The following is a 25,729-nucleotide window of genomic DNA, read 5'->3' as shown; positions in this document are numbered from 1 at the left end:
CCGCCACGCGCCGCAGGAAGACCGCCACGCGCCGCAGGAAGACCGCCACGCGCCGCAGGAAGACCGCCACGCGCCGCGGGAAGAGGAAAACCGGTGCCTCGTGCGACGCGGTGAAACGGGTCGCTCGCCCCTACGCCATCCCCAGCGCCTGCATGTACAGCTCCAGGATCGCCTCCTCCTCCTGGCGCTCCGAATGGTCCTTCTTGCGCAGGCGCAGGATGGTGCGCACCGCCTTGACGTCGAAGCCGCGGCCCTTGAGCTCCAGCATCACGTCCTTGATGTCGCCCTGGAGGCCGGCTTTCTCCTCCTCCAGGCGCTCGATGCGCTCGATGAACTGCTTGAGCTCCTCGGCGGCGACGCCCGACGAGGCGACGTCGGCGTCCGGCATGCTGTGCGCGTTCATTCACGGTCTCCTTGCCGATGGGTTGTCGTGCCGCCGCGGGCGGACGCGGCCATCAGGCACCCCAACCCACTGACGGATGGCGGCCTTCGCGGCCCACCCTCCCGGATCTTGATAGATGCGCAACCTTACCGAGTTCTTGCGCGGCCGGATTCGGCGCGCTCCGATCCCGTCGGTGCCCCGCCGTCCGCGTCCCGCGGGGTGGCCCCCCAATGCTTCTCCGCCCGCACCCGCGCGGGCGGCCCCTCAGTGCTTCTCCGTCCGCGCCGCGAAGGCCGCCGCCTGCTCCGGGGTCGCCTCGTTCTGGTGGCGCGCCTTCCACTCGTCGTAGGGCATGCCGTAGACGTGCTCGCGGCTCTGGTCCTTGGTGAGCGGCAGGCCGCGGGCATCCGCCGCGTCCTTGAGCCAGTTCGACAGGCAGTTGCGGCAGAACCCCGCGAGATTCATCAGGTCGATGTTCTGCACGTCGGTGCGCCCCTGGAGGTGCGACACCAGGCGGCGGAAGACCGCAGCCTCGAGCTCGGTGCGGGTGGTCTCGTCGATGCCGTCCATCGGGAATCCCTTCGAAAGATCCTGAACCGTGAGGTGGGGAGCCGGCTCCCGCCCGGTCAAGCGCGGGCGACCAACGGCCCCAGGAGGGTGGCGAAGCGCGCGGCCCACTCCTCCGCCCCGGCCGCGTCGCCGATCAGGTCCTGGCGGATCTCGATCAGGGCGTTGGGCAGCCCCCGCGCCATGGCGTGACGATCGATCGTGTCCCCCGGCAGACCGCCGCCATAGGGCTGGTTGTCGCCGACGGTGAACCCGGCCGGGTCCGCCCGCAAGCCTGCGATCAGCGGACCGGCCAGGCGGTCGTCCCGGTCCCACAGGATGCCGACCTGCCAGGGCCGCGACACCCCGCGCCAGGCCGGGGTGAAGCTGTGCACGGTCACGATGGCGGGCGGCGCCCCCGCGGCAAGAGCGGCGTCCACGGCCGCATCGATCGCCCGGTCGTAGGGGTCGTAGAAGCGCGCCAGCCGCTCGGCGATCCCCTCCGGCCCGATCCGGGCATTGCCCGGCACGATCGCCCCGTCCGAGAGGCGCATCACCAGGGTCGGGTCGGTGCGGCCGCGATTGGGATCGATGATGAGGCGCGAGAAGGTGGTGAGGAGTGCGGGCGCCCCGAGCCGGCGGGCGAGCGCGCGCGTCACCGCCGCCGCCCCGATGTCGTAGGCGATGTGCCGCTCGAAATGCGGCCGCGCGACACCGAGGTCGGCGAGGTCCGGCGGTACCGCGTTCGAGGCGTGGTCGCACAGGAGGAGCAGGCCGCAGGCCGGATCGCCGGGAATCGTCTCGACGGGCTGGGGTGGGTGGGGAGTGATAGGGGCTGTCATCGGGAGCTGAGCTATCGGTCGGAGGCGGTCGCGTCGGGTTCTCTCCCATACCCAAATGGCGGGGCCGTCTCCATCCGCTCCGCACGGTGACGCCGGGCGCGACTTGCCATAGTGGGAAATCCGGAAGATCCCGCACCGGAAGCGCCCCGAAGGCCTCGTCGATGTCCCGCACGCCCCTGCCCGGCCTCGTCGCCTCCGCCGGTCCCGCGGCCGATCTCGGCCCCGCCCTCGCCGCCCTCGTCGTCGGCGCGCTGGCGATGGGCCTGTCGCCGGTCCTGGTGCGGTTCGTCAGCCCCGAGGTCGGGCCCTTCGCCAGCGCGTTCTGGCGCGTCGCCCTGGCGCTGCCGGCACTCTACGGCTGGATGCGCTGGGAGGAGGCGCGGGCGCCGCATCTGCGCCGCACCCTGACGCCCTCGGTGCTGCTGGCCGGCCTCGCCTTCTCGGGCGACCTCCTGTTCTGGCACCTCGCCATCCTGGGGACCACCGTCGCCAACGCCACCTTCTTCGCCACCACGGCGCCGGTCTTCGTGGTCGTGTTCGCCTGGATCGGCCTCGACCGCCGGCCCGCCGGGCGCACGCTCGTGGGTCTCCTCGTCTGCCTCGTGGGCGGCGCCACCCTGGTCGGACAGTCGGTGCAGGTCGATCCCGCCCGCCTTGCCGGCGACCGGGACGGGGTGATCACCGCGCTCTTCTTCGCCCTCTACTTCCTGACCGTGGAGCGCGCCCGGGCCCGGGGCCTGGGCGCGGCCCGCGTCACCTTCGTGGCCTCCTGCGTCACCGCCCTCGTTCTGCTCGGCGCGGTCGCCGTGCTCGAGACCCGGCCGGTGCTGCCGCACTCGCCCGGTGCCGCCGCCGGGCTCCTGGGTCTCGCCCTCGTCAGCCATGCCGGCGGCCAGGGCCTGCTCGCGGTGGCGCTCGGCCGCCTGCCCGCCGGCTTCTCCTCCCTGGTGATCTTCTTGGAGGCGGTGGCCGCCGCGATCCTGGCCTGGATCCTCCTCGGCGAAGCCCTCGGCCCCCTCCAGGTGCTCGGCGGCGGCCTGATCCTGGCCGGCATCGCCGTCGCCCGTCCCCGGCGGACCTCCCGAAAGGCCTAGCTCTAACAGACTAGAACGAGACCGGCACGAAGCCGGCCCGAAGCGTGACCAACCCGTCAGAGGAGCCGCCCCGTGACCGATGCCCCTTCCCGCGAAATGCCCGCCTCGGAGACCCGCGCCCTGCTGCTGCGCCTGCTCGATGCGGGCGTCACGGCCGCCCATCCTCGCGGCTGCCTGATACCGCACCTGCCCTCCGTGCCGCCCGGGCGGCTGGTGATCCTCGGCGCCGGCAAGGCCGGGGCCAGCATGGCGGCCCTCGCCGAGCGGCATTATCGGGCGCAGGGGGTCGGTCCGGCCCGCATCGCGGGCCTGGCGGTGGCCCGCCACGGCTACGGCGAGCCCGCCGGGGTGATCGAGGTGGTGGAGGCCGGCCACCCGGTGCCGGACGCGGCCGGCATCGCGGCGACGCAGCGCGCCCTCGACCTCGCGGCCTCGGCCGGCCCGGACGACCTCGTGCTGGTGCTCCTCTCCGGCGGCGGCTCGGCGAACTGGATCGCGCCGGCGGGCGCCCTGACGCTGGCGGAGAAGCAGGGTATCACCCGGGCGCTGCTGCGCTCGGGCGCGGCGATCGACGAGATCAACTGCGTGCGCAAGCACCTCTCGCGCATCAAGGGCGGGCGACTGGCCCAGGCCGCCGGCCACGCCGGCCGGCTCCTGACGCTCGCGATCTCCGACGTGCCCCGGGACGACCCGGCTGTGATCGCCTCGGGCCCGACGGTGCCGGACCCGACCACGCTGGCCGACGCCCGTGCGATCTGCGCCCGCCGGGGCATCCCGCTGCCGCCCTCCGCCGAGGCGCTGCTGAACGACCCCGCCAACGAGAGCCCGAAGCCCGGCGATCCCGCCTTCGCCCGTACCGAGTTCCGCATCATCGCCCGGCCGGTCGATGCCCTGAACGCTGCCGCTGCCGCCGCGGACGCGGCCGGCTACGAGCCGGTGCTGCTCGGGGCCGACCTCGAGGGCGAGGCCCGCGAGGTGGCGGCCGCGCAGGCGGGCCTGGCCCGCGAGATGGCCGCCGCCGGACGAAAGGCGGCGCTGATCTCCGGCGGCGAACTGACCGTGACGATCCGGGGCGAGGGCCAGGGTGGGCCGAACCAGGAATATGCCCTGGCCCTCGCCCTCGCCCTCGACGGCGCCCCCGGCATCTCGGCCCTCTCGGCCGATACCGACGGCACCGATGGCGGCCGCGGCGAGGCTACCGACCCGGCCGGGGCGATGATCGACCCGACGACGCTCGCCCGTGCGGCGGCGGCGGGGCTCGACGCGCGGGCGAGCTTGGGAGAGAACGACTCGACCCCGTTCTTCGACCGGCTCGGCGACCTCGTCCGGCCCGGGCCCACCCGCACCAACGTCAATGACCTCCGCATCATCCTGGTTGGCTGACTTCCTCTCCCTCCGCCGCGCCGCCCTGCCCGCCCTTGTCCTCGCGCTCGTGAGCGCCGGGCCGGCGCGGGCGGACCTGCGGATGTGCAACATGACCGGCAGCCGCATCGGCATCGCGCTCGGCTACCGGGATTCCGGCGGCTGGGTGACGGAGGGCTGGTGGAACCTCTCGGCCAAGGGCTGCGAGACCTTGCTCAAGGGCGCGCTCGCCGCCCGCTACTACTACGTCTTCGCGGTCGATTACGATCGCGGTGGCGAGTGGAGCGGCCGGTCCCTGATGTGCACCCGCGACCGCGAGTTCACCATCCGCGGCGTCGAGGACTGTTTGGCCCGCGGCTACGACCGCAACGGCTTCTTCGAGGTCGATACGGGCGAGCAGAAGAGCTGGACGATCCAGCTGACGGATCCGGGGCGGGCGGGGCCGTGAGGTGGGGTAGAGCGGTGCGTTTTGGAGCCGGCTGAGGCGCCCGGGAACGGGCGGGGAACGCCGGTGCGTTCTTTGACATCGGGAAATGCCAAGTGCATCAGTCACTTCCAGAAGGAGTGTTCCCCGCAGGCGCGGGGATGAACCGCGCGCTGATGGCCGGCTTTGAGATCCGCTCCGTGTTCCCCGCAGGCGCGGGGATGAACCGTCGAGGGCCATGATCTCGTGGGGGCGGAGGCTGTGTTCCCCGCAGGCGCGGGGATGAACCGGCGGCGATCGAGTGGCGCCGCCGCATGGCGCTGTGTTCCCCGCAGGCGCGGGGATGAACCGACAGACAACCGGTGACGGAATGATGGGCACGCGTGTTCCCCGCAGGCGCGGGGATGAACCGCTGGGGAGCCCTGGATCGATGAGCATATGCGGGTGTTCCCCGCAGGCGCGGGGATGAACCGGATCTTAGTGAGGCTATAGCCCGGGTTTGGTAGTGTTCCCCGCAGGCGCGGGGATGAACCGTCGACGTGTGGCGCATGGACGGCACGAAGGCTGTGTTCCCCGCAGGCGCGGGGATGAACCGCAACCCAACGCATCGGAGGCGACCAACCTGCCGTGTTCCCCGCAGGCGCGGGGATGAACCGCGGCAATCGCCGAACTGGAGGCCGAGAACGCCGTGTTCCCCGCAGGCGCGGGGATGAACCGGCGGCCACCGCGTCGTCGAGCGCGCCGACCGCGTGTTCCCCGCAGGCGCGGGGATGAACCGGCACTGTAACGCTGCGGGTCGATCTCTCCGTGGTGTTCCCCGCAGGCGCGGGGATGAACCTGCGCGCTGCTCGTCGTGCTGTCGCTGGTCTGCGTGTTCCCCGCAGGCGTGGGGATGAACCGTGGCGGGTTCGCAGCGTGCAGCGCGGTCTGCCGTGTTCCCCGCAGGCGCCGGGATGAACCGCCATCGGGTACCGGCGCCAGCGCGAGGTTGAGGTGTTCCCCGCAGGCGCGGGGATGAACCGTGTATCTCCCGAAACGAGCAAATCTCGACAATGTGTTCCCTGCAGGCGCGGGGATGAACCGGCCCCGAAGGCTCCCAAGGCGCCGGCGGCCCCGTGTTCCCCGCAGGCGCGGGGATGAACCGAGCTTGGTGCCGAACCGGAACACCGAGGTTGCGTGTTCCCCGCAGGCGCGGGCGGCGTCCGAATCCTCCTGCGTGCAGGCGGGAGGGGTCGGGTCAGCCTTCGAGGTGCTGGCAGAGCCGTTCCCAGCTTCAGTTCATCGAACACGATCGTCATGGATTTTGTAGTCACAAAACCGAGCCGGGAAGAGAGAGGCCGCAGGGCTGGCCGCCTGCCCCTACCCCATCACCCGCAACCGATCCCCAACGCCAAAACGCCAATTGACCCGGGCTCGCCGACCGGCTTTCCGTACGAGCCATCCTCCCCCATCCCTATCCCTCGGACGACACCCCCATGAAGCGCGCCCGCCGCACCAAGATCGTCGCGACCCTCGGCCCGGCCTCCGAGGATCCGGCGGTGATCGAGGCGCTGTTCGCGGCGGGCGCCGACGTGTTCCGCATCAACATGAGCCACCTGCCCCGCGAGCGGCTGAGCGAGCGGGTCGCGACGATCCGGGGCATCGAGCAGAAGCTCAAGCGCCCGATCGCCGTGCTGGTCGACCTGCAGGGGCCGAAGCTCCGGGTCGGGCGCTTCGCCGCGGACGCGGCGGCGATCGAGAACGGCCAGAGCTTCGTCCTCGACGACGATCCGACGCCGGGCGGTGCGACCCGGGTCCACCTGCCCCATCCCGAGATCCTCTCGGCGCTCGAACCCGGCCACGCGGTGATCGTCGACGACGGCAAGCTGCGCCTCGTCGTGACCGAGGTCGGGCCCGGCCGGGCGGTGACCCGGGTGGTGACCGGCGGACGGATCTCCAACCGCAAGGGCGTGTCCCTGCCCGACACCACGATCCCGGTGGCGGCGATGACCGAGAAGGACCGCCTCGACCTCGAGGCCGGCCTCGCCGCCGGCGCCGACTGGATCGCGGTGTCGTTCGTGCAGCGCCCGGAGGACGTCGCCGAGGTCAAGGCGGTGGCGCAAGGGAAGGCCCTGGTGATGGCCAAGATCGAGAAGCCGCAGGCGGTGGCGGCCCTCGACGCGATCATGGCGGTGGCCGACGGGCTGATGGTCGCCCGCGGCGATCTCGGGGTCGAGATGCCGCTGGAGCAGGTGCCGGGCGTGCAGAAGCGCATCACCCGCGGGGCGCGCCGCCTCGGCAAGCCGGTGGTGGTGGCGACCCAGATGCTCGAATCGATGATCACCGCCCCGGTGCCGACCCGGGCCGAGGTCTCGGACGTGGCGACCGCGGTCTACGAGGGAGCGGACGCCGTGATGCTCTCGGCCGAGAGCGCGTCGGGTGCGTTTCCGGTCGAGGCGGTCTCGACGATGAACCGCATCGCCGAGCAGGTCGAGCGCGACGGGATCTACTGGTCGATCATCGCGGCGCAGCGCAACCAGCCGGAAGCGACCGCCTCCGACGCCATCGCGGCCGCCGCCCATCAGATCGCCGACACCCTCGGCCTCAAGGCCGTGATGGCCTGGACCGCCTCCGGCTCGACGGCCCTGCGCCTCGTCCGCGCCCGGCCCGATGCCACGGTGATCGCGCTCACCCCGAAGCGCGAGACGGCGCGGCGGCTGGCGCTGGCCTGGGGCACCCACCCGATCGTCACCAACGACGCCAGCGACATCGACGACATGTCGTTCCGCGCCTGCAAGTTCGCGGTGCGCGAGTCCTTCGCGGGCGTCGGCGACCGGGTGATCGTGGTGGCGGGCCTGCCCTTCGGCACGCCGGGCGCCACGAACCTCGTGCGCATCGCGACGGTGACGCCGGAGCATGCGGCGAAGGCGTGAGGCCCGGGCCGGTTTGCTGCTATCCTGGACCGGCTGCGACCACGGAGGCCTGGATGTCAGCCACCCTTCTGCGCGATTGGGGCGCTCGAAGCCGGCCGCCACCGGACGACTTCGCCGATGACGTGGATTTCGAGATGACCAATCTCGGCCGGAAGCATACGAACGTTCCGGGCACGACCTTCGTCTCGTCGCGTCTCGGGGCCCACGGCCCGCGGGTGAAGTGGTACGCCGAGACGCCGAAACGCCGAAGGGCGATGCGCCCTGCCTCATCGTCTCGATCGGACCCGACCCGATGGTGCGCGACGACTTCATCGGCACCGTCCAGTCCCGGCAAGCCGGAGACCTGGTGCGGGCTTGGGTGCGCCTCAACCATGCCGAACTGCTGGACTTCTGGAACAACGGCACCGGCTGGGACATCGACGAGCTGACGGACTTCACCCGCCGGCTCAAGCCGCTGCCGTAACGCCGGCGCTACGGAATACGGACGCTCCGCGCAACGGCCCGCCAGACCGCCTGCTCCGGTTCCTCATCGGCGGCGCCGAGGCTGGCGAGGCCGTCGGTAGGTCAGGACGCGCTCGCCCGGCAGGTCGAGCGACCACTGCTCGTCGTCCTCCGACGCGCAGGGCCACGTCGTCAAGCTCGCCCCGAGGTCGAACGAGAAGACGGCCTGCCGTGACGCAGCTTCGAGCGCGAACGCTATCAGTGTCCTGCCGTCCATCGCCTGCGCGGCGGCCTCGATCCGCGCGGGCGGGCTGTCGTCATCGGCCAGAACCTCCCCGGAGCTGCTGACGCGCCAGTGGCAGCAGAAGGCGAAGAGGTTCCACTCCCCGACCGGTTTGACGACCCGCCGCGCCGCCGATTCCCGCAGCCGGGCGGAGGACGAGGTCGATACGTGCGGGTCGCGCACGAAGAGGCGCGGTGATCCAAATTCGAAGGAGAGGATGCTGCCCTGCCCGCGCTCGACGCCCCAGCAGGGCAGGCCGATCAGCGACGCGACGGTGGTGGTGACGGTGTCGTCCATGCAGGAGATCATGAAGGCTGCCCTGAGGTCCGCCAATCGCTGATCCGGGCTTTCTCGCGAAACTGCACTCGGGCAAGCTCGTGCCCTATGGACACGCCCGCGATCCCGATCCTCCGCACCGCCCGGCTGACGCTGAGAGCCCTCGGCGAGGCGGACCATGCCGCCCTGCATGCGCTCGCGCACGACGAAGTGGTCGGCCGCTACATGCACGAGGGTGATCCGCCGTCGATCGACGATATCGCCGCCCGGGTGGCGGGATCGCGGCGCCAGTGGAGCCTGCGCGGCTACGGCATGATGGGTGTGGCGGATGCCGAGGGGTTCGCCGGGCGTCTCGGGCTGTTCCACCCGCCCGCCGCCGCCGATCCTCTTCTGGTCTACGCGCTGAGCCGCCGCGGCTGGGGCCAGGGCTACGCGACCGAGGCCGGTCGCGCCTTGCTGCACTGGCTGCGCGAGACACACGGGGCGATGCCGGTCCTCGCCCAGATCGACCCGCGCAACGAGGGGTCGGCGCGGGTGGCGGCCAAGCTCGGAGGCGTGCGGACGGGGACGGTATCGCGGGCGGGCCGCACGCTGGACGTCTGGACCCTCGATGCCTGAGAGCCCCTATTCCGCCCCCACCCGCTCCCGCGCCGCCAGTGCCTCGATCTCAGCCACCACCGTGTCGGCGGCGACGTACTGGAGCATGTGGCCGACGCCCGGCAGCACCACGAGCTTGGCGCCCGGCACCTCGCGGGCCAGAGCCTCGGCGTGCACGCCGGTCTTCACCACCGGGTCGGCGTCGCCGGCGACGATCACCGTGGGGGCGGTGATCGCGCGGTAGCGCGGGCTCTGCTGCTGGAGGAAGGCGTAGAGCCCGTCGAGGTCACGCAGGTTCGCCCCGAAGGTCGAGGGACGCAGCACCAGCGGCACTCTCGCGCCGTCGATGTAGCCGTCGGGCAGGCCTTGCGGGCGGAAGACCACCTCGGCGAAGCGGTCGAGATAGGCGAGCCCGAGGGGCGCCGCGACCGTGTAGGTGGCGAGGGTGAGGAGCATCCGCCCGGGCAGCGAGCGGTACCAGGCGGCGTAGCCCCCGACCGAGCCACCCGGCCAGGGATGGCTCACCGGCGCGAGCAGGGCCAGGCCGGCGACCCGCTCCGGATGGTCGAGGGCGATGGCGGTGGCTAGCGCCCCGGACCAGGAATGGCCGACGATCAGCGCCGGGCCGAGCTTGAGGGCGGCCAGCGCCTCGCTGATCAGCCGCGCCTGCACCGCCGGGGAGGCGGCGTCCGGGGCGATGCGGTCGCTGTAGCCGAAGCCCGGCCGGTCGAAGGAGAGCACCCGGAAGCCGTCGCCGGCGAGCCGCCGGCCGATCGCCTGCATCGGGTCCATGGCGTTGGCGGAGGCACCGTGCAGGAGCACGACCGTGCCGCGGCTGGGCGCACCCTCCCCGGGCCCGGCCTCCAGCACCGCGAGATACCCGCCCTCCACCGCCACCCGCCGTCCCGCCGGGGGATAGCGCGCCTCAACCACCCAGGTGATGATCCAGGTCGCGAGCAATCCCGCGGCGACGAGCGCCAGGACGAGGCCGCCCAGGAGGCCGGCGATCAGGGTCAGCACGCGGGCGATCCGCCGCTCACGCCGGCGCATGCGGCCGGGCGGTCACAGGTCGCGGCCGTCGACGTCGGGGGCGAGGCGCTCGATCGCCTCGTGCACCTTGCCCATGCGGGGATAGATCGCCTCGGCGCGGCGGAAAGCGGCGAGCGCCCGGCTCTTGTCGTCGCTCGCCATGTAGATGTGGGCGAGCGCCGCCCAGGCCTCGAAGTGGCGCGGCTCCAGGGTCAGGGTCTTGTGCAGGTCGGCGAGCGCGCTCGCCTGGTCCTCGAGCAGGTAGAAGGCGGTGGCGCGCCGGCTCCAGCCCTCGGCCCAGCCCGGCTCCAGCACGGTCACCCGGTCGAGGAGCTCGACGGCGAGCGGGTAGTCCTTGGCCTGCATCGCCTCCGCCGCGCGGCTCGCCAGGAGGTCGACGGTGTCGCTGCCGGAGCGGTCGAGGCGGCGCTCGATCAGCTGGGCGACGCCGCGGGCCTCGGCATCGTCCTTGGCCGCCTTCAGCCGGGCGAACAGATCGTCGAGGGTGACGGGCGCGCGTGACGCGTCCTTTGGCGCCTCCTTGGGAGCGTCCTTCGGGGCCGCGACCACCGGGGCGGTCGCCGAAACGACGAAAGCCGGCGCTCCGAGGAGGCCGGCCATCATGCAGATCGGAAGAGGGAGACGGCGCATGCGGGCACTGTCCGGCGCCGGCGCGGTCCCGTCAACGCGATGGCTTGCCGCGGTTCGTCCCGCGGCGAGCCACGCGTCTGCCTCAGCCCTGGCGGGCCTTGTAGCGCTTCTGGGTCTTGTTGATGACGTAGACCCGGCCCTTGCGGCGCACGAGCTGGTTGTCACGGTGCCGGCCGCGAAGCGACTTCAGCGAGTTGCGGATCTTCATCGGTCTGATCTCACGTCGGTGCGCCGGAACGCCCGGGCGCGGATGGGAAAACGGGCTCGCGGCCTCCGCCCGGCAAAGGACGAACGCCGACGCCGGGCGATGCGGAGCACCGCCCGTGCGGAGGCGCGTGACTTACCCGGCGGAGACCCGGGAAGTCAACCGGACCCGGGCGAAAAGGTCGCGGGCAGGCTGCCGCTCAGGGCCGGGAGAAGGGCGCATTCGGGGTCGCGGCGGGCGAGCCGGGGGCGAGCGGCTCGTCGTCGCCGATCACGCTGGTGGTGCCTCCGGGCGGGCCGTCGAAGCCGACGACTCCCATCGGGTTGCTCGGCGTGACGTTCGGGTTCGGCCGCACCGTCCGCACGCTGCCGGTCGCGAGCGGGTCGGCCGGCGTCGCGCGCGGGCTCACGGTGATGTCGAGGGCCTCCTGCGCCAGAGCCGGGCCGGCGAGAGCCAGGCCGAGGAGGCCGGCGAGGGCGAGTGTCGTCTTCATGAGGGGGTGTCTCCGGTGCAGGGTGACCGCATTCTTCCGGGTCAACCCGCCGGGGGCGGCACGGGTCCCTGACCGCGAGGAATGCCTCCGGCGCGGCAACGTGTGCCGCTCCTCCCGCGTTGACCGGTCCCACCCCGGGCCTAGCTTGTCCGGAACGGGCGCGTCGCCCGCTCGGGAGAGGCGTGATGGCGGGGACCTCGGTCGCGGTGGTCGGCGGCGGGTTGGGCGGTCTGGCGGCGGCCTGCGTGGCCGCTGCGCGAGGACACGACGTCACCCTCTACGACAAGAATGCCTGGATCGGCGGCAAGGCCGCGGTCCTGCACGAGGGCGGCTTCCGCTTCGACATGGGGCCGACCATCCTGACGGTGCCCCGCGTCCTGGAGCGCATCTTCGCCGAGTCCGGCCGCTCGGTGCACGATTACATGGACCTGCGCCGCCTCGACCCGCAATGGCGCTGCTTCTTCGACGACGGCAGCCGCATCGACCTGATGGAGAACGTCTCGGCCATGGCGGCCGAGATGGACCGCTTCGCCCCCGGCCAGAATGCCGGCGAGGGCTACCGGCGCTTCCTCGCCCTGTCCGAGCACCTGCACGGCGTCTCGGAAAAATTCTTCTTCTGGAAGCCGGTGCAGGACCTGTTCGACACGATCGACATCCGCGCCAACCTCAATCCCGGCACCCTGCGCGACGTGCTCTCCCTGCGCATGCACGCCTCGGTCGCCGGCACCATCCGGGGCAAGGTGCGCGACGCGCGCCTCGCCCAGATGCTCGACCACTTCGTGCAATATGTCGGCTCCTCGCCCTACGGCGCGCCGGCGGTGCTCTGCGCCATCGCCCACATGCAGACCGCCGACGGGGTCTGGTACCCGATGGGCGGCACGCGGGCGGTGGCCGAGGGGCTGATGAAGCTCGCCGGCGATCTCGGCGCCACCCTCAAGGCCGACAGCGAGGTCGAGGGCGTCGCGATCGAGAACGGCGCGGTGAAGGGCGTGCGGGTCGGCGGCGGCGTGGTGCCCTACGACAAGGTCATCTCCAACATGGACGCGGTGCGCACCTACCGCGAGCTCGTCGGCGGCGAGGTCGGCCGCACCTATGAGAAGCGCAGCTTCGAGCCGGCCTGCTCGGGCGTGGTGCTCTATCTCGGCCTCAACAAGCGCTACGACCACCTCGCCCACCACGACTTCGTGTTCTCGCGCGACCCCGAGGAGGAGTTCGACGCGATCTACCGCAAGGGCGAGCCGGCGCCGGACCCGACCGCCTACCTCGCCGCGCCGAGCATCACCGATCCGTCGGTGGCGCCGGAGGGCGGCGAGGCGCTCTACGTGCTGGTCCACACCCCGTATCTGCGCCCGCACCACGACTGGTCGCAGATGCTGCCGGCCTACCGGCAAAAAATCCTCGACAAGCTCAAGCGCACCGCCGGCATGCCGGATATCGAGGAGCGCATCGTGGTCGAGCGCCACCTGACCCCGGCCGACATCCATTCGCGCTACAAGGTGCTGAACGGCGCGATCTACGGCCTCGCCTCCCACGGCCGGATCATGGGGGCGTTCAAGCCCGGCAACCGCTCGCGGGAGGTGCGCGGCCTCTACCTCGCCGGTGGCGCCGCCCATCCGGGGCCCGGCATGCCGATGGTGATGATGTCGGGCTGGATCGCCGCCGACGCCCTCGACCAGGACGCCCGCGGCGGCGCCGAGGCCCTGAAGGCGGCCTCGTGAGCGGGCGGGCCAGCTCAGCCGGGCGGGCCTTGCCGCCGGACCCGGTCGCGGCCCGCTCCCCTGCCATCTGGCGCTTCATGGGCGTGTACTTCGCCCGCTACGTGAGGCGCCACCTCAACGCCCTGCGTCTGGCGGAGTGGGGGCAGCCCCCGGCCGCGGACGATGCCGGGCCGGTGGTGATCTACTGCAACCACCCGGCCTGGTGGGACGCGGCGCTGATCATTCTCCTCGCCCAACGCTTCTTTCCGGCGGCCGAGAGCTACGCGCCGTTCGACGCCGCGATGCTCGCCCGCTACCGCATCTTTTCCCGCATGGGCGCCTTCGGGGTCGATCTCGACAGCCCTCGCGGCGCGGCCGCGTTCATGGCCGCCTCGCGAAAGATCCTGGAGCGGCCCGGGCGGGTGCTGTGGATCACCGCGCAGGGCCGCTTCAGCGACGTGCGCGAGCGGCCGCTCGGCTTGCGCGCCGGGGTCGCGCGACTGGCGGAACTGGCGCCCGATGCCCTGTTCGTGCCGCTCGCCCTCGATTACGCGTTCTGGGAGGAGCGCGGGGCGGAGGCCTGCGCCGCCTTCGGGCCGGGGATTCCCGCCCGCGACCTCCTCGCCCTGCCCCGCCCGGACCGCCTCGCCCGCCTGGAGGCCGACCTGACCGCTACCCTCGACCGCCTCGGCGCCGACGTGCAGAGCCGCGATCCCGCCCGCTTCACCTCCCTGCTGGAGGGGCGGCGCGGCGTCGGCGGCGTCTACGATGCCTGGCATCGGGCGGTGGCGGCGCTCACCGGGCGCCGCTTCGTGCCGGGCCACCGCGAGGGACGGGCGCCGTGACCGTGCTGGCCCTCGCCGCCCTCGCCCTGGCGCTACTGCCGGCAGCCCTGGCGCTTGCCAACCTGCTGGCTCTGCGAAGGCGGGCATCCCGGACGCCAACGCCGGACGGGGTCGTCTCGATCCTGATCCCGGCCCGCAACGAGGCGGCCAACATCCGCCCGACCCTGGCGGCGGCTTTGGCCAGCACCGGCGCTCCGATCGAGGTGATCGTCGCCGACGACCACTCGACGGACGGAACGGCGGCGATCGTGACCGCGATCGCCGCCGGCGATGCGCGTCTCCGCCTGATCGCCGTGCCGCCCCTGCCCGCGGGCTGGACCGGCAAGAACCACGCCTGCCACGTCCTCGGTGAGGCCGCGACCGGGCGCCACCTGCTGTTCATCGACGCCGACGTGCGCCTCGCGCCCCACGGCGCCGCGTCCCTGGCGGCCGCGGCCGATGCGGCCGGCGCGGCCCTCGTCAGCGGCGTGCCCCGGCAGATCACCGGGACGTGGGGCGAGCGCCTGACCGTGCCGATGATCAACCTTCTGCTACTCGGCTACCTGCCGATCCCGCTGATGCGCCGCCTCCGGGACCCCGCCCTCGGAGCGGCCTGCGGCCAGCTGGTGCTGGTCGAGGCGAAGGCGTATCGCCGGGTCGGCGGCCACGCCGCGATCCGCGAGAGCCTGCATGACGGCGTGCGGCTGCCCCGGGTGTTCCGCCGGGCCGGCCTGACCACCGACCTCGTGGCGGCGTCCGGCCTCGCGACCTGCCGGATGTACACGGACTTTGCCCAGGCGTGGGCCGGCTTCTCGAAGAACGCTCACGAGGGGCTGGCGACGCCCCGCGCCCTGCCGGTCTGGACCCTGCTGCTCGGCGGCGGCCACGTGCTGCCGCTGGTCCTCGTCCTCGCCGCCCTCCTCGGCACCGGCAGCCTGCCCATGGCGGGGGCAGCCCTCGCCCTCTCCCTCGGCACGCGGGCTGCGATCACGCTGTTCACCCGCGAGGAACCCTGGACGATCCCGCTCCATCCCCTCACCGTGGCGCTGGCGCTGGCCTTGCAATGGAACGCGCTCCTGCGCCCGCGCCGGGCCGGGGTCGCCACCTGGAAGGGGCGCACCTATCCGGCCGGGTGAGTTGATGAGAGAGACAGCATGACCGAGATCCGCGACCTCGACGGCACCGCGACGCTCCACGCCTACCGCGACCGCACACTCTCGCCGCGGGAGGCGGTGTCGGATGCCCTCGCACGCATCGACCGGTTCGGACCGGACCTCGACGCCTTCGTGCTGGTCGACCGCGACGGCGCGATGGAGAAGGCGGCGGCCTCCGAGGCCCGGTGGGCCAGGGGCGAGCCCCTCGGCCCCCTCGACGGCGTGACCTTCACGGTCAAGGACAACATCGCCTGGGCCGGCCATCCGATGCGCCGCGGCTCGCTCACCACCCCCGACACGCCCGCCACCGAGAACGCCCCCATCGTCGACCGGCTCCTCGAGGCCGGCGCCATCCCGCTCGCTAAGACCACGATGCCGGAATTCGGCTGGAAGGGCCTCGGCGATTCGACCCAGACCGGCTCGACCCGCAACCCCTGGGACACGCGGACGACCACCGGCGGCTCCTCGGCCGGGGCCGCGGCGGCGGCGGCGCTCAATCTCGGCCTCCTGCATATCGGCACCGACGGGGCGGGCTCGATCCGCATTCCGGCCGCCTTCTGCGGCATCTACGGGCTCAAACCCTCCTACGGCCGGGTGCCGGCCTTCCCGCCCTCGCCCTTCGGGCCGGTGGCGCATCTCGGGCCGATGACCCGCGGCGTGCGCGATTCCGCCCTGATGATGCAGGCCATCGCCCGGCCCGATTCCCGCGACATGGCGGCCTTCCTCGCCGAGCCGCCGGACTATCTCGCCGGCCTGGAGGGCGGGGTTCGGGGCCTGCGCGTCGCCTGGAGCCCCCGCCTCGGCTTCGCCACCACCATCGATCCCGAGGTGGCGCGCCTGACCGAGGCGGCGGCTCGGCGCTTCGCCGAACTCGGCGCGATCGTGGAAGAAGCCGATCCGGGCTTTTCCGACCCGGTCGAGACCCTGAACGGGATCTGGCTCGTCGGCGCCTGGTGCGTGCTGCGGGCGATCCCGGAGGAGCGGCGCGGTCTCGTCGAGCCGGCCCTGCGGGCGGCGGCCGAGCGCGGGCGGCAAATCGCGGCGCCGGATTTCGTCGCCGCCCTCAACGCCCGCGGCGCGCTGTTCACCGCCATGGCGCGCTTCCACCAGACCTATGACCTGCTCCTGACCCCGTCCCTCGCGACCCCCGCCTTCACCGCCGGCAACCTGACGCCGCCGGACGGTCGGTTCGGCGACGACTGGCTGAACTGGACCCCGTTCTCCTACCCCTTCAACCTCACCGGCCAGCCGGCTGCGAGCGTGCCCTGCGGGCTGACGCAAGCCGGCCTGCCGGTCGGCCTGCAGATCGTCGGCCCGATGGGGGCGGATGCGGCGGTGCTCGCGGCGTCGCGCGCCTACGAGGCGTCCCATCCCTGGCCGATCCTGGCGGAGCCGCGGGTGATGTATCGGGGGTGAGGGCGCGGCCGCCTGCCTGGGGCGGCCGCTGCCACCGCGAGGAGTGCCGGCCCGCCTCCTATCGGGATGACCGGCGCCCGATATGGAGGCCGCGCTCGCGCTGCCATGGAGCACGAACCCGGTGGAGGGGCAGATCAACCGGGTGAAGACGCTGAAGCGAACGATGTATGGTTGCGCCAAGCTCGACCTGCTGCGCGCCCGGGTGCTGGCGGCATGACCGCTACAGATGCACCACGAACGCGGGAGAGCCTGTTGGATGACCTGGACCTCGCGCACGGCCTCGTGCGGGGGCACGGGTAAGCCGGCTGGCGTTCTCGTCCGTCAGGATGAGGTCGTAGAAGTCCCGGACGACCCGGGCGGCCTGATCGCCGGTCAGCATCGGCGTGGCGCGCAGGGTCGAGAACAGCTCTTCCGCCGCCACGTGTATCCTACAGGCCGGAACTTGGCGCTGCGGATGTCGCCTGTGGCGAGGCTGCGCAAGAGTTCGTCGCGGCCCAGGCGTCGCCGCAGGTCGGCTGGAACACGGTGCCGAAAGTTGGAAGGTGCGTCCGCGCTGGTCGACGTTGGCGACCGAACTCACACCGCGCTCCCACCGTGCCACGGACGGCCTGTGCAGCAGCGCACTCCGACCGCAGGGCGGTTCAGCGAATTGTCGAATGCCTGGAGTGCTTCAAGTTGCCGAGTGGCTGGGGGACGTGGATTCGAACCACGACTAACGGAGTCAGAGTCCGCTGTTCTACCGTTAAACTATCCCCCAACGGGGCGTTCCGCGCTTTGGATCAGAGGAGGGATCCGTCTGTCCGGGGTGGCGCGTCACCGCCTCGGGTGCGGTGCAGATAGGCCGGTTCGCCGGGCCGGTCAAGGCTTTCTTGCGGGACGATCGCAGGCGGTGCGGCAGCGGAACTCCGGATGTCGGCCTTCGGGGCGGATCAATCCGGGCTGGCTCTGGTCCCCGGAAGGTTTAGGCGGGCCGGCGGTCGGCCGTACCGGTCTCGCTGTCCGACCGTGAAGGCTGAGGCGGCGACGGGGGCGGTGCAACAGGTCGGGCGTGCGGTGCGTGACCAACGGCGCGACCGCCGGCGGTCCGACGAAGACCGGTCGGAAGAAGCCATTGGTCGCCCGTGATACACAGTTTTTCCTTGGAGATGGTACGGTTTCACTTGATGAAGGCGCGCTGCGCCCGATATGCCTGGACGACTCGGAGCGAACCGGGTTGCTCAGATCGGGATGGAACCTCGTGCCGGACGTCAACCTGGAGCAGCAGTCTGAGTTCGTCGGCCTCGCGGCCGACATCGTCTCGTCCTATGTCGCGAACAACAATCTTCAGGTGGCGGATCTGCCGGGATTGATCGCGTCGGTGCACGCGTCCCTGGCTGCGCTTGGCCAGCCGGCGGCGCCGGCGGTCGAGGAGACCCGGGCGACTCCGGCGCAGATCCGCAAGTCGGTCACGCCCGACCACCTGATCAGCTTCCTCGACGGCAAGCCCTACCGCTCGCTGAAGCGCCACCTTACCTCGCAGGGCCTGACCCCCGCCGAGTACCGCCAGAAGTTCGGTCTGCCGCACGATTACCCGATGGTCGCGGCGAGCTACGCCGCCCAGCGCTCGGCGCTGGCCAAGAGCCTCGGCCTCGGGCAGCGCCGGCGCGACGCTATGGCGGCAGCCCAGGCGGCCGCCCAAGAGGTCGTCGACGAGCCGGCCCCCGCGGCGCCCGAGGTCCCGGAGGAGAAGCCCGCCCCGCGGCGGCGCTCGCGCAAAGCCGCGGCCGAGTAGGATGGCGCTGGCCAATCCCTGGCGGCAGGCGCGCGGACGCCGCTTGCCGTCGCGCGAGCAGGTGCTGCTGGTCCTGACCGGCGCCGCCATAGCGACGGTCGGCGTCGCGCTGGCCGGCGGCGACTGGCTGGGGCATTGGCTCGGATGAGGTGCGGACAAGGCGGGGCGGGCCTCGCGCTCGCCCTCATCCCTGCCGTGATCCTTGCCCTCATGGCGGCCTCCGCCCCGGCCCGGGCGGCCGCTCCCCGGGACAAGCCCGTCACCGCGGCGGCCACCATCCGCGCCTGCACCGGCAAAGCGCTGCCGGAATACCAGAAGGGGGCGTGCCTGGACGATGCCGCCAAGGCATTGCGGGAGCGCCTCGGGACGCTGGTGGAGCGCAAGCTCGCCGCCATCGCGGCGGTCGCCACCCGGCCACCGAGCCCCGGCAGCCTCGCCGGACGCGAGGACTCGGAGAACTGGCGCAAGGCTTTCCTGGCGGCGCAAGGCGCCTGGGAGGAATATTTCCGGCGCCACTGCGACAGCCTCTACGACTTCGACTATCATGGCGGCTCGGCGGCGGGGCAACTCGCCTCGTCGTGCAAGATTCGGCTTCTCGCGGCGCGGATCGACGAGTTGCAAGAGTGATGGGTCGTACGGGTGACGAGCGTCGGGCGTGAGGCCGTGAGCCGGCGCGGACATCACCAGGGGGATTGCCGATGAGCGCGCCGCTCACCTTCGAGGACGACGTCGAGGCGCGCCTGGGGGCCCTCGAGCTGATCGTGACCGCCCTTCTGCGCGAGCGGGCGGAGCGCGACCCGCACGCGCGGGAGGCGGTGCTGGAGGCGCTGCGGCGCGAAGCCCAGGTGCCGGCGCCGCCGACGCCGAAGACCGAGGCGGCCCTCGCCAAGGCCCTGGCGTTGGCGGAGATCATCCTGGCGCCCTGACGGTCTCGTTTCGGCGCCTTGGACGCGTGCTCTCAGGCCCCGCCGATCGGCTCGGTCACCGTGCCGGTGCCGGCGCAGTCCGGGCAGGGCTCACCCTCGATCCGGCCGGTGCCGGCACAACGAGGGCAGAGGTTCTCGCCGGTGCCGGGCGTGCCGGGATCCGCCTTGTCCCCCGGCTTGAGCGTTCCCGGCTTGGGTGAATCGGCCATGGCGTCCCTCCGTGGGCCCGACAACGGGCCGGGCGCAGCCGCCCGGCCCCGACTCATAACGCGGGCGAGCCGCCCCTCGCCTCAGTAGCCGTAGCCGTACGAAACGCAGGTCCCGTAGAAGTCATCGTAAGTGGCGTAGGGTCCGCAGCCGCCATAAGTGCCGCCATACGCGCCATAATAGCCGACGTTGGAGAGGCCGTAGCCGAGCCCGAGACCGAGGCCGACCCCAGCCAGCCCGTAGCCGAGGCCGCGGCCGTAGCCGTAACCGCCGCGATAGCCGTAGCCGCGATACCCGCCGTAGCCACCCCGGTAGCCGCCGAACCCGACGCCCCGGTAGCCGCCGTAGCCACCCCGGTACCCACCCCCGAAGCCGACGCCGCGATAGCCCGCGCCGAGGCCGGCTCCGCGGAAGCCGCCGCCCAGGCCCGCACCCCGGAAGCCGCCGCCGAAGCCGCCACCCCGGAACCCGGCCCCGCCGAAGCCGCCGCCATGGAAGCCGCCACCGCCGAAACCGCCGCCCCGGAAGCCGCCGCCACCGCCGAAGCCGCGGGCATCGGCCCCCGCCGTGGACAGGGCGAGGGCGCCGGCGGCGAGCGCGGACGCGAGAACGAGATGCCTCATGGCACCATCTCCTGATTGCAAAGGAAGGGTTTCCTCAAGGTCGAACAACGCCGGTGGACTGGACCCGGTTCAGGCTTGGTGGACCCCATGCCGTCCTCTCGCGGCTTCGTGACCGGGCGGTTCTCACCCCCGGGCTCGGGCGCATGCGCGATCGGGGCGGCCAACCGGATCGACGCCGTCGGCCGACCTCACCGGCAACGGCCCGATCAAGCCTCCACCCCTCCGCCCGTCCGCTCGGCGGGCCACCGTGACAGCGCTCCAACCACGCCCCGGACCCGGGCCTGATCCTGCCCTCGCACGATCGCCGTGAAGGCCTGCACCTTCGCCATCGCACGCCCGATCTCGGGGACGCGGCCACGAAGGTATCGGGGCAGCGCCCATCCAGCTCCCCGGCAGTCACCGTCCATCAGGAGGAGCTGCACCATCCGCCGCGACGATGGACGCGCCAGACCTGGCACGGCGCCGACCCCATGCCGCGCAATGCCCGCACCGACCGCCGCTACCGCGGACTGAATGTCCTGGCGCTGTGGTGCGCAGCGCAGGCGCACGGCTACCCCGACGCACGCTGGTGCTGTTCTACAAGGAACTACCCCGCAGCGTCCGCACCGGGATAGGCGATATCGATACGACCGACAGCGCCCCCTTCGTCGTCCGCGCCGCCTGCATCTTCAACGCCGCCCAGGTCGACACAGCCCCGCCGGCCGCCGATGCCCCCAGCAGCATGTCGTCGTCTACTGCCCCTGCCGGCCCTCGACGCCTTCGTCGCTGCCACCGGCGCCCACATCAACGAAGGCGGCGCCCGCGCCTGCACCGTCCCAGCCACCGACACGATCCAGCTTCCGCCCTGCGCCGCGTTCCACGAACATGCGGGCTACGCGGGCACGCTCGCCCACCACCTCACCAGCCGGTTCGGCGCCGCCTTCGTGCTGGCAGACCTCGGCGTCGTGTGCACGCCCCACCCGGACCACGCGGCCTACGGCGCATCCTGGGCGCCGCTCCTGCAGGCGGACCCGCGCGTATTCAGTCACGCCGCCATCCAAGCCTCGCGGGCGGCCGACGACCTCGCCGCCCTGCAGCCGGCCCCGGGATGTCCCGAGCCTACCGCGAACGCGAACTCCGGCGCTGACGCCAGCACGAAGCGCGCTTGCCGGCGCGTTTGGATCGACAGGCCGACCGGTCAGCGCATTCCGGAAGTCCTCATCGATGGTGTAAGGGCGTCCGTCGCCCCGCCGGGCTGGCCTCGGCGAGCCGGTATTCAGAGGCGAGAGCCGTGGAAGAGAGACTCGCATGACGCCGACGATCCGCGAGATCGAGGATGCCGACGTGCCGGCGGTGATCGCCCTGTGGCACGCTGCCGGGGTGGCTCGCCCCTGGAACGACCCGGCCACCGACATCGCCTTTGCCCGGCGCGGAGAACACGGTACCGTGCTGGTGGCGGAGGTCGAGGGCCGCGTCCTCGCCAGCGCGATGGCCGGCGAGGATGGGCATCGGGGCTGGCTCTACTACGTCGCGGTGGCGCCCGAGCAGCAAAGCAGCGGGCTCGGGCGGCGGATGGTCGAGGCGGCGGAGGCCTGGCTGGCGTCGCGCGGGGTCTGGAAGGTGCAGCTGCTGGTGCGCCGGGAGAACGCGGGGGTGCTCGGCTTCTACGACCACCTGGGATATCGCGACACCAACTCGGTCTGCTTGCAGAAGGTGATTGCCGAGACTTGACCGGATCCCGACACAACGGCGGGCGATTGCCCGATATCGTTTTGTCCCTTCCTCGGCCTCATCCTGGGGTGCGAACGAAGCGAGCCTCGAAGGAGGGCTCCAGAAGTCTCGACGTTGCTGGAGCCCTCCGTCCAAGCCCGCTTTGCAGGCACCTCAGGATGAGGTCGAGGACGAGATGACGCGGAGGCGGTGACTGGAGAGGGTCAAGACGCCCCCTCATCCCTCCAATCCCGGCCAGATCACCCAGTGCAGGTCCGGCGTTTCCGGAAACAGACGGCGGTGCTGGCTCACGGCGTAATTGTCGGTCATGCCGGCGATGAAGTCGGCGACGCGGCGCGGGGTGCGGGGGTCGTCGGGGCCGGAGAGGCCGGCGCTCCACTCCTCCGGCATTCGGGTCGGGTCGCCCCGGAAGGTGGAGAACAGGTCCTCGACGATGGAGGCGGCGCGCTGGCGCACCGCCATCACGCCGGGATGCCGGTACATCCGGGCGAACAGGAAGGTCTTGATGTCCCGGTCGGCCACCGCCATCGCCTCAGAGAACGCGACCACCGGGGACGCGGCGTGGCGGATCGCGGCGGCGTCAGCGGGCTGCAGCGCGGAGAGGCGCCGCTCGGCCTCGGCGATCACGTCCTCGACGAAGCGGGTGATGACCCGGCGGGCGAGCTCGTGCACCACCCGCGAGCGCTCGAGGCCCGGATAGGTGCGTCGAATCTCGTCGAGGAGGCCGGCGAGGAACGGTACCTCCCTCAGGTCGTCGAGGGCGAAGAGGTCGGCCCGCAGCCCATCGTCGAGGTCGTGGGCGTCGTAGGCGATGTCGTCAGCGAGCGCCGCCACCTGGGCCTCGGGCCCGGCGAAGGTCGACAGCTCGAGGTCGTTCAGGGCGTTGTACTCGGTGATCGCCACCGGGATGCCGCTCTCGGCGTAATGCGGCGTCGGCCGGCCGTCCCGAGTCAGGAGCGGGCCGTTGTGCTTGACCAGGCCCTCCAGCGTCTCCCAGGTCAGGTTGAGCCCGTCGAAGGTGGCGTAGCGCCGCTCAAGCCGGGTCACCAGCCGCAGGGCCTGGGCGTTGTGGTCGAAGCCGCCATGCTCGCGCATGCAGGCGTGGAGGGCATCCTCGCCGGTATGGCCGAAGCAGGTATGGCCGAGGTCGTGAGCGAGGGCCAGGGCCTCGGCCAGGTCCTCGTCGAGGCCGAGCGCCCGGGCGAGCGCCCGGGCGATCTGGCTCACCTCCAGCGTATGGGTCAGACGGGTGCGGTAATGATCGCCCTCGTGATGGACGAAGACCTGCGTCTTGTGCTTGAGGCGCCGGAAGGCGGCCGAATGCACGATCCGGTCGCGGTCGCGCTGGAAGTCGGTGCGGGTCGGCGAGGGGCCTTCCGGGAACAGCCGCCCGCGCGACGCGAACGGATCGCTGCCGTAAGGGGCCCGCCAGCGCTCGCCTGTCCGTCTCACGTTCCAGCCCCCTCAGCGCATCCGCGCGCCACCGCTGCCAGCGCACGGCACCCCACCCATTCATGCGCCGCTGTTGCGGTGCACGTCGTCCATTCTTATGTTGCCATCGCACGTCGGACCCCCACCCGAGAAGCCGTCGATGACCCCGATCACCCTGACGTCCCGCGCCGCCCGCCGCATCAACGAGATCATGGGCGCCGAGCCCCCCGGCTCGATGCTGCGCATCAGCGTGAATGGCGGCGGCTGCTCCGGGTTCCAGTACGCCTTCGACATCGCGAAGGACCGCACTGCGGACGACCTGGCGGTGGAGCGGGACGGGGCCACGGTGCTGGTCGATCCGACATCCCTCCCGTACATGGAGGGCGCGACGATCGACTTCGTCAACGACCTGATCGGCCAGTCATTCAAGATCGAGAACCCGCAGGCCACCGCCTCCTGCGGCTGCGGCACCTCGTTCTCCCTGTAACCTCGCCTGCCACGATTCCGGGACGCTCCGCCATGACCCGCTCTCTGAAAACGGGCGTGGCCCGGGCCGCGCTCGGCGCTCTCGCCTGCGCGACGCTGCTCGTCGGCCCGGCGCTGGCCCAAGGCGCCGCGACTTCTGGCACCGCGACTCCCGGCACCCCGTCACAAGACGCCGGGACCCAAGGCGCCCCGGTCGTCCTCGACGAGGTCGTGCTCCCGCTGGGTCCCGTGACCCTGAAGGCGCCGAAGATCGAGCTGCGCGGCACCGCCCTGTCGCGGGACGAGGCACGGGCGATCCTTGATGCGGCCGGTCCGGCGCCGTGGCGGACCCGCCTCGACAAGCTCTCCGCCCGCGAGATCGTGATCCCGGTGCTGCGGGTCGAGCAGCCGGCGGGCGGGCGGGTGCAGGTCGCAGTCTATCACGACGTCGTCGCCCGGGACGTCGCGGCGGGCCGCATCGGCACGCTGGAGGCCGGGGGCGCCACCCTGACCGTCGAGGGGCCGGGCCCCGACGCCGCCGGCGCCTATGGCCGGCTGAGCGCCCGCGAGGTCGATCTGCCGGGCCTCGCGCGCCTGTTCACCGAATCCGGTGGCCCTGATGCGGCGCCGATCCGGGTCTATGGCGGCGTCACCGCCGAGGACATCGCGCTGACCGGCCCCGACGGGGCGGCCTTCCGCATCGCCCGCATCGACGCCCGCGACCTGACCGGCCGGCCGACCACGATCCCGTGGGGCGACTCGGTCCGATCCCTGGCCGAGGGCGCCGGCAAGGCGGAGGGGCCGGAACGCTCCCGCCTGTCGGGCCTCGCCGCCGACCTGCTCGACGGGATCAGCGTCGGCGGGCTGGAGATCAGCGGCATCACCGTCGCGGCGCCGGGCGGCGGCCCCAAGCAGGGCCCGATCCAGGCGAGCCTTGCCCGCCTGACTTACGGCACCGAGGACGGCGCAGGCCAGGTGAAGGCCGAGGGCTTGGCGGTCGACGCCCCGGCCGGCCGCGTCGCCCTGAAAGGGCTGACCCTCTCCGGCTTGTCGCTCAAGCCGGTGCTGGAGGGTCTGCGCCGCGCCGCCGCCGGCCCCATCGACCAGGCCGAGCTGCGCCGCTACGCCCCGGCCCTCGGCCGCGTGACCCTGGAGAATCTCGACGTCGACCTGCCGGCGCAGGCCTCGGCCCAGGATCCGCTGACCATGTCGGGACCTCTGCGCTTCGCCGTGCGGAGCGCCGCCCTCGCCATGAGCGACCCGCGCGACGGCGTGCCGACCGCCTCGCGCCTCGCCTTCGACGGCTTCACCTGCGCGGTCCCGCCCGGTACCGCGGCGCCGGTCCTCGCCGACCTCGCCGGGCTCGGCTACACCGCCCTCGACCTCTCCGGCACCGTCGATGCCCGCTGGGACGAAGCCGCCCGGGAAGTGACGCTCCGGGACGTGACGCTCACGGGCAAGGACATGGGCACCGCCCGGATCACCGGCACGATCGGCGGGATCGGCAAGGAGGTGTTCGACCCCGAGCCGATGGTCTCCTCCCTGGCGCTGCTGGGCGCCAGCGCCAAGTCGCTCGCGCTCACGCTCGAGAACGGCGGGCTCTTCCAGCGCTTCGTCGACCAGCAGGCCAAGGCCCAGAGCCTCAAGCCCGAGGAGTTGCAGCGCGAATACGGCACCGCCGCGATGCTCGGGATCCCGGCGGTCCTCGGCAATTCACCCTCCGCCAAGGCGCTGGGCCAGGCGGTGTCCCGCTTCGTCGTCAAGCCCGGCCGGCTCTCGGTCAGCGCCGCCGCCAAGGATCCTGCCGGCCTCGGGCTGATGGATTTCAGCACCGCCCCGAGCCCCGGCAAGATCTTCGACCGCCTGACGGTGAAGGCCACGGCGGAGTAAGGCCAGAATGTCGGGAGCCTGGTTTTCCGGGCCTGCCTCGACGATGCGAGGCGGAGCGGTCGGCGGGTCGGGTGTGAT

The 25,729-nt window shown here is 72.2% G+C and carries 31 protein-coding genes, 1 tRNA gene, 2 pseudogenes and 1 CRISPR repeat array; of the genes and pseudogenes, 20 read left to right on the top strand and 14 right to left on the bottom strand.

Translation table 11 applies throughout. From position 1 onward, the window contains the following. Window positions 1-130: 130 nt before the first annotated feature. The 3 genes from MFF64_RS14780 to MFF64_RS14770 all read right to left on the bottom strand — a co-directional run bounded on the left by MFF64_RS14780 (window position 131) and on the right by MFF64_RS14770 (window position 1,770). Window positions 131-388: a DUF2312 domain-containing protein gene (locus MFF64_RS14780; RefSeq protein WP_236012505.1), complete on the bottom strand. Its 258-nt coding sequence runs from the start codon at window positions 386-388 to the stop codon at window positions 131-133. A 258-nt stretch (window positions 389-646) separates the two neighbouring features. Next, complete coding sequence (locus tag MFF64_RS14775; RefSeq protein WP_238191333.1) at window positions 647-952, bottom strand: DUF1244 domain-containing protein; 306 nt, start codon at window positions 950-952, stop codon at window positions 647-649. A gap of 56 nt (window positions 953-1,008) precedes the next feature. Next, entirely contained in the window at window positions 1,009-1,770 is a 762-nt protein-coding gene (locus MFF64_RS14770; protein WP_099900768.1) for an N-formylglutamate amidohydrolase, read from the bottom strand. Between the two features lie 161 nt (window positions 1,771-1,931). Between MFF64_RS14770 and MFF64_RS14765 the strand changes: the two genes are divergently transcribed. The 5 genes from MFF64_RS14765 to MFF64_RS14745 all read left to right on the top strand — a co-directional run bounded on the left by MFF64_RS14765 (window position 1,932) and on the right by MFF64_RS14745 (window position 8,025). After that, the gene (locus MFF64_RS14765; RefSeq protein ID WP_238191330.1) at window positions 1,932-2,864 is read left to right on the top strand and encodes a DMT family transporter; all 933 of its coding nucleotides are present in this window, start codon (window positions 1,932-1,934) and stop codon (window positions 2,862-2,864) included. 96 nt (window positions 2,865-2,960) lie between these two features. Then, a complete protein-coding gene (locus MFF64_RS14760; protein WP_207768203.1) occupies window positions 2,961-4,247 on the top strand; it encodes a glycerate kinase type-2 family protein in 1,287 nt (428 codons plus the stop codon). After that, entirely contained in the window at window positions 4,219-4,674 is a 456-nt protein-coding gene (locus tag MFF64_RS14755; protein ID WP_099906261.1) for a DUF1036 domain-containing protein, read from the top strand. The genes MFF64_RS14760 and MFF64_RS14755 overlap by 29 nt, the downstream gene beginning before the upstream one ends. A 116-nt stretch (window positions 4,675-4,790) precedes the next feature. Continuing rightward, window positions 4,791-5,794: direct repeats of the CRISPR family, unit length 29 nt; unit sequence GTGTTCCCCGCAGGCGCGGGGATGAACCG. Window positions 5,795-6,125: 331 nt separating this feature from the next. Next, on the top strand, window positions 6,126-7,562 hold the full coding sequence (pyk, locus tag MFF64_RS14750) for a pyruvate kinase (RefSeq protein WP_099906259.1): 1,437 nt from the start codon (window positions 6,126-6,128) through the stop codon (window positions 7,560-7,562). A 292-nt stretch (window positions 7,563-7,854) separates the two neighbouring features. Further along, complete coding sequence (locus MFF64_RS14745) at window positions 7,855-8,025, top strand: hypothetical protein (protein ID WP_165795824.1); 171 nt, start codon at window positions 7,855-7,857, stop codon at window positions 8,023-8,025. Window positions 8,026-8,088: 63 nt separating this feature from the next. Here the strand turns inward: MFF64_RS14745 and MFF64_RS14740 are convergent, their stop codons facing one another. Next, complete coding sequence (locus MFF64_RS14740) at window positions 8,089-8,583, bottom strand: hypothetical protein (protein ID WP_133123653.1); 495 nt, start codon at window positions 8,581-8,583, stop codon at window positions 8,089-8,091. Between the two features lie 87 nt (window positions 8,584-8,670). Here MFF64_RS14740 and MFF64_RS14735 point away from each other — a divergent pair, with 87 nt between their 5' ends. Further along, window positions 8,671-9,180, top strand: coding sequence for a GNAT family N-acetyltransferase (locus tag MFF64_RS14735; protein ID WP_099906255.1), 510 nt, complete (start codon window positions 8,671-8,673; stop codon window positions 9,178-9,180). Window positions 9,181-9,186: 6 nt separating this feature from the next. Here MFF64_RS14735 and MFF64_RS14730 read toward each other — a convergent pair whose 3' ends face one another. The 4 genes from MFF64_RS14730 to MFF64_RS14715 all read right to left on the bottom strand — a co-directional run bounded on the left by MFF64_RS14730 (window position 9,187) and on the right by MFF64_RS14715 (window position 11,537). Continuing rightward, window positions 9,187-10,209 (bottom strand): alpha/beta fold hydrolase, encoded by a 1,023-nt coding sequence (locus tag MFF64_RS14730; protein ID WP_238191328.1) that lies wholly within the window; start codon window positions 10,207-10,209, stop codon window positions 9,187-9,189. Between the two features lie 12 nt (window positions 10,210-10,221). Next, a complete protein-coding gene (locus MFF64_RS14725; RefSeq protein ID WP_099905962.1) occupies window positions 10,222-10,839 on the bottom strand; it encodes a tetratricopeptide repeat protein in 618 nt (205 codons plus the stop codon). Between the two features lie 82 nt (window positions 10,840-10,921). Continuing rightward, the gene (gene ykgO, locus MFF64_RS14720; protein ID WP_012334921.1) at window positions 10,922-11,047 is read right to left on the bottom strand and encodes a type B 50S ribosomal protein L36; all 126 of its coding nucleotides are present in this window, start codon (window positions 11,045-11,047) and stop codon (window positions 10,922-10,924) included. Window positions 11,048-11,243: 196 nt separating this feature from the next. Continuing rightward, on the bottom strand, window positions 11,244-11,537 hold the full coding sequence (locus MFF64_RS14715; RefSeq protein WP_099905964.1) for a hypothetical protein: 294 nt from the start codon (window positions 11,535-11,537) through the stop codon (window positions 11,244-11,246). A gap of 185 nt (window positions 11,538-11,722) precedes the next feature. Between MFF64_RS14715 and MFF64_RS14710 the strand changes: the two genes are divergently transcribed. From MFF64_RS14710 to MFF64_RS37840, 5 genes and pseudogenes are all read left to right on the top strand, one after another. Continuing rightward, the gene (locus tag MFF64_RS14710) at window positions 11,723-13,255 is read left to right on the top strand and encodes a phytoene desaturase family protein (protein WP_425324399.1); all 1,533 of its coding nucleotides are present in this window, start codon (window positions 11,723-11,725) and stop codon (window positions 13,253-13,255) included. A gap of 77 nt (window positions 13,256-13,332) precedes the next feature. Next, entirely contained in the window at window positions 13,333-14,079 is a 747-nt protein-coding gene (locus MFF64_RS14705; RefSeq protein ID WP_099905972.1) for a lysophospholipid acyltransferase family protein, read from the top strand. Next, on the top strand, window positions 14,076-15,194 hold the full coding sequence (locus MFF64_RS14700) for a glycosyltransferase family 2 protein (protein ID WP_099905968.1): 1,119 nt from the start codon (window positions 14,076-14,078) through the stop codon (window positions 15,192-15,194). The genes MFF64_RS14705 and MFF64_RS14700 overlap by 4 nt, the downstream gene beginning before the upstream one ends. An 18-nt stretch (window positions 15,195-15,212) precedes the next feature. Next, on the top strand, window positions 15,213-16,628 hold the full coding sequence (locus tag MFF64_RS14695; protein ID WP_238191326.1) for an amidase: 1,416 nt from the start codon (window positions 15,213-15,215) through the stop codon (window positions 16,626-16,628). A gap of 82 nt (window positions 16,629-16,710) precedes the next feature. Further along, window positions 16,711-16,845, top strand: a pseudogene (locus MFF64_RS37840) (hypothetical protein); the annotation flags it as partial. 3 nt (window positions 16,846-16,848) lie between these two features. Here MFF64_RS37840 and MFF64_RS14690 read toward each other — a convergent pair. The 3 genes from MFF64_RS14690 to MFF64_RS14685 form a co-directional block, all read right to left on the bottom strand. After that, entirely contained in the window at window positions 16,849-17,049 is a 201-nt protein-coding gene (locus MFF64_RS14690) for a hypothetical protein (RefSeq protein WP_238191324.1), read from the bottom strand. Further along, on the bottom strand, window positions 17,001-17,126 hold the full coding sequence (locus MFF64_RS38015) for a hypothetical protein (RefSeq protein WP_309296451.1): 126 nt from the start codon (window positions 17,124-17,126) through the stop codon (window positions 17,001-17,003). The genes MFF64_RS14690 and MFF64_RS38015 overlap by 49 nt, the downstream gene beginning before the upstream one ends. Before the next feature lie 185 nt (window positions 17,127-17,311). Continuing rightward, window positions 17,312-17,385, bottom strand: a tRNA-Gln gene (locus MFF64_RS14685). A gap of 480 nt (window positions 17,386-17,865) precedes the next feature. On the opposite strand from MFF64_RS14685, the gene MFF64_RS14680 reads away from it, so the two are divergent. From MFF64_RS14680 to MFF64_RS14665, 4 genes are all read left to right on the top strand, one after another. Continuing rightward, entirely contained in the window at window positions 17,866-18,399 is a 534-nt protein-coding gene (locus MFF64_RS14680) for a Ros/MucR family transcriptional regulator (protein WP_099904238.1), read from the top strand. Window position 18,400: 1 nt separating this feature from the next. After that, entirely contained in the window at window positions 18,401-18,547 is a 147-nt protein-coding gene (locus tag MFF64_RS14675) for a hypothetical protein (RefSeq protein ID WP_165795770.1), read from the top strand. Window positions 18,548-18,609: 62 nt separating this feature from the next. Continuing rightward, the gene (locus tag MFF64_RS14670) at window positions 18,610-19,026 is read left to right on the top strand and encodes a lysozyme inhibitor LprI family protein (protein WP_238191322.1); all 417 of its coding nucleotides are present in this window, start codon (window positions 18,610-18,612) and stop codon (window positions 19,024-19,026) included. 71 nt (window positions 19,027-19,097) lie between these two features. Then, window positions 19,098-19,325, top strand: coding sequence for a hypothetical protein (locus MFF64_RS14665; protein WP_099904234.1), 228 nt, complete (start codon window positions 19,098-19,100; stop codon window positions 19,323-19,325). Window positions 19,326-19,357: 32 nt separating this feature from the next. On the opposite strand, the gene MFF64_RS14660 is transcribed toward MFF64_RS14665, so the two are convergent. Both MFF64_RS14660 and MFF64_RS14655 read right to left on the bottom strand, forming a co-directional pair. Beyond that, window positions 19,358-19,534 carry a hypothetical protein gene (locus MFF64_RS14660; RefSeq protein WP_165795769.1) on the bottom strand — a complete coding sequence of 59 codons (177 nt, stop codon included), beginning with the start codon at window positions 19,532-19,534 and terminating at the stop codon, window positions 19,358-19,360. Window positions 19,535-19,615: 81 nt separating this feature from the next. Further along, on the bottom strand, window positions 19,616-20,155 hold the full coding sequence (locus MFF64_RS14655) for a hypothetical protein (protein WP_207768146.1): 540 nt from the start codon (window positions 20,153-20,155) through the stop codon (window positions 19,616-19,618). A 470-nt stretch (window positions 20,156-20,625) separates the two neighbouring features. Here MFF64_RS14655 and MFF64_RS38595 point away from each other — a divergent pair, with 470 nt between their 5' ends. The 3 genes and pseudogenes from MFF64_RS38595 (at window position 20,626) to MFF64_RS14640 (ending at window position 21,865) form a co-directional block, all read left to right on the top strand. Then, the gene (locus tag MFF64_RS38595) at window positions 20,626-20,769 is read left to right on the top strand and encodes an ArdC-like ssDNA-binding domain-containing protein (RefSeq protein WP_238191320.1); all 144 of its coding nucleotides are present in this window, start codon (window positions 20,626-20,628) and stop codon (window positions 20,767-20,769) included. A gap of 93 nt (window positions 20,770-20,862) precedes the next feature. Then, a pseudogene (locus tag MFF64_RS14645) lies at window positions 20,863-20,997 on the top strand (antirestriction protein ArdC); the annotation flags it as partial. Between the two features lie 445 nt (window positions 20,998-21,442). Beyond that, window positions 21,443-21,865: a GNAT family acetyltransferase gene (locus MFF64_RS14640; protein ID WP_099902595.1), complete on the top strand. Its 423-nt coding sequence runs from the start codon at window positions 21,443-21,445 to the stop codon at window positions 21,863-21,865. 216 nt (window positions 21,866-22,081) lie between these two features. Here MFF64_RS14640 and MFF64_RS14635 read toward each other — a convergent pair whose 3' ends face one another. Further along, window positions 22,082-23,317, bottom strand: coding sequence for a deoxyguanosinetriphosphate triphosphohydrolase (locus MFF64_RS14635; RefSeq protein ID WP_099902597.1), 1,236 nt, complete (start codon window positions 23,315-23,317; stop codon window positions 22,082-22,084). A gap of 139 nt (window positions 23,318-23,456) precedes the next feature. On the opposite strand from MFF64_RS14635, the gene MFF64_RS14630 reads away from it, so the two are divergent. Together MFF64_RS14630 and MFF64_RS14625 are read left to right on the top strand one after the other, a co-directional pair. Then, window positions 23,457-23,783: a HesB/IscA family protein gene (locus tag MFF64_RS14630; RefSeq protein WP_238191317.1), complete on the top strand. Its 327-nt coding sequence runs from the start codon at window positions 23,457-23,459 to the stop codon at window positions 23,781-23,783. A 32-nt stretch (window positions 23,784-23,815) separates the two neighbouring features. Continuing rightward, window positions 23,816-25,651: an aq_1923 C-terminal domain gene (locus tag MFF64_RS14625; protein ID WP_133123705.1), complete on the top strand. Its 1,836-nt coding sequence runs from the start codon at window positions 23,816-23,818 to the stop codon at window positions 25,649-25,651. Window positions 25,652-25,729 lie beyond the last annotated feature (78 nt).

Source organism: Methylobacterium frigidaeris, from assembly GCF_022179185.1.
Classification (GTDB): domain Bacteria; phylum Pseudomonadota; class Alphaproteobacteria; order Rhizobiales; family Beijerinckiaceae; genus Methylobacterium; species Methylobacterium frigidaeris.
The sequence above is the reverse complement of the archived record's forward strand: the minus strand, read 5'-3'. Positions and strand labels throughout refer to the sequence as shown.

Coding starts and splice junctions, on each gene's coding strand:
- MFF64_RS14780 (WP_236012505.1), bottom strand. CDS start 388: ATGCCGGACGCCGACGTCGCCTCGTCGGGCGTCGCCGCCGAGGAGCTC.
- MFF64_RS14775 (WP_238191333.1), bottom strand. CDS start 952: ATGGACGGCATCGACGAGACCACCCGCACCGAGCTCGAGGCTGCGGTC.
- MFF64_RS14770 (WP_099900768.1), bottom strand. CDS start 1,770: ATGACAGCCCCTATCACTCCCCACCCACCCCAGCCCGTCGAGACGATT.
- MFF64_RS14765 (WP_238191330.1), top strand. CDS start 1,932: ATGTCCCGCACGCCCCTGCCCGGCCTCGTCGCCTCCGCCGGTCCCGCG.
- MFF64_RS14760 (WP_207768203.1), top strand. CDS start 2,961: ATGCCCGCCTCGGAGACCCGCGCCCTGCTGCTGCGCCTGCTCGATGCG.
- MFF64_RS14755 (WP_099906261.1), top strand. CDS start 4,219: ATGACCTCCGCATCATCCTGGTTGGCTGACTTCCTCTCCCTCCGCCGC.
- pyk (WP_099906259.1), top strand. CDS start 6,126: ATGAAGCGCGCCCGCCGCACCAAGATCGTCGCGACCCTCGGCCCGGCC.
- MFF64_RS14745 (WP_165795824.1), top strand. CDS start 7,855: ATGGTGCGCGACGACTTCATCGGCACCGTCCAGTCCCGGCAAGCCGGA.
- MFF64_RS14740 (WP_133123653.1), bottom strand. CDS start 8,583: ATGGACGACACCGTCACCACCACCGTCGCGTCGCTGATCGGCCTGCCC.
- MFF64_RS14735 (WP_099906255.1), top strand. CDS start 8,671: ATGGACACGCCCGCGATCCCGATCCTCCGCACCGCCCGGCTGACGCTG.
- MFF64_RS14730 (WP_238191328.1), bottom strand. CDS start 10,209: ATGCGCCGGCGTGAGCGGCGGATCGCCCGCGTGCTGACCCTGATCGCC.
- MFF64_RS14725 (WP_099905962.1), bottom strand. CDS start 10,839: ATGCGCCGTCTCCCTCTTCCGATCTGCATGATGGCCGGCCTCCTCGGA.
- ykgO (WP_012334921.1), bottom strand. CDS start 11,047: ATGAAGATCCGCAACTCGCTGAAGTCGCTTCGCGGCCGGCACCGTGAC.
- MFF64_RS14715 (WP_099905964.1), bottom strand. CDS start 11,537: ATGAAGACGACACTCGCCCTCGCCGGCCTCCTCGGCCTGGCTCTCGCC.
- MFF64_RS14710 (WP_425324399.1), top strand. CDS start 11,723: ATGGCGGGGACCTCGGTCGCGGTGGTCGGCGGCGGGTTGGGCGGTCTG.
- MFF64_RS14705 (WP_099905972.1), top strand. CDS start 13,333: ATGGGCGTGTACTTCGCCCGCTACGTGAGGCGCCACCTCAACGCCCTG.
- MFF64_RS14695 (WP_238191326.1), top strand. CDS start 15,213: ATGACCGAGATCCGCGACCTCGACGGCACCGCGACGCTCCACGCCTAC.
- MFF64_RS14675 (WP_165795770.1), top strand. CDS start 18,401: ATGGCGCTGGCCAATCCCTGGCGGCAGGCGCGCGGACGCCGCTTGCCG.
- MFF64_RS14670 (WP_238191322.1), top strand. CDS start 18,610: ATGGCGGCCTCCGCCCCGGCCCGGGCGGCCGCTCCCCGGGACAAGCCC.
- MFF64_RS14665 (WP_099904234.1), top strand. CDS start 19,098: ATGAGCGCGCCGCTCACCTTCGAGGACGACGTCGAGGCGCGCCTGGGG.
- MFF64_RS14660 (WP_165795769.1), bottom strand. CDS start 19,534: ATGGCCGATTCACCCAAGCCGGGAACGCTCAAGCCGGGGGACAAGGCG.
- MFF64_RS14655 (WP_207768146.1), bottom strand. CDS start 20,155: ATGAGGCATCTCGTTCTCGCGTCCGCGCTCGCCGCCGGCGCCCTCGCC.
- MFF64_RS38595 (WP_238191320.1), top strand. CDS start 20,626: ATGCCGCGCAATGCCCGCACCGACCGCCGCTACCGCGGACTGAATGTC.
- MFF64_RS14640 (WP_099902595.1), top strand. CDS start 21,443: ATGACGCCGACGATCCGCGAGATCGAGGATGCCGACGTGCCGGCGGTG.
- MFF64_RS14630 (WP_238191317.1), top strand. CDS start 23,457: ATGACCCCGATCACCCTGACGTCCCGCGCCGCCCGCCGCATCAACGAG.
- MFF64_RS14625 (WP_133123705.1), top strand. CDS start 23,816: ATGACCCGCTCTCTGAAAACGGGCGTGGCCCGGGCCGCGCTCGGCGCT.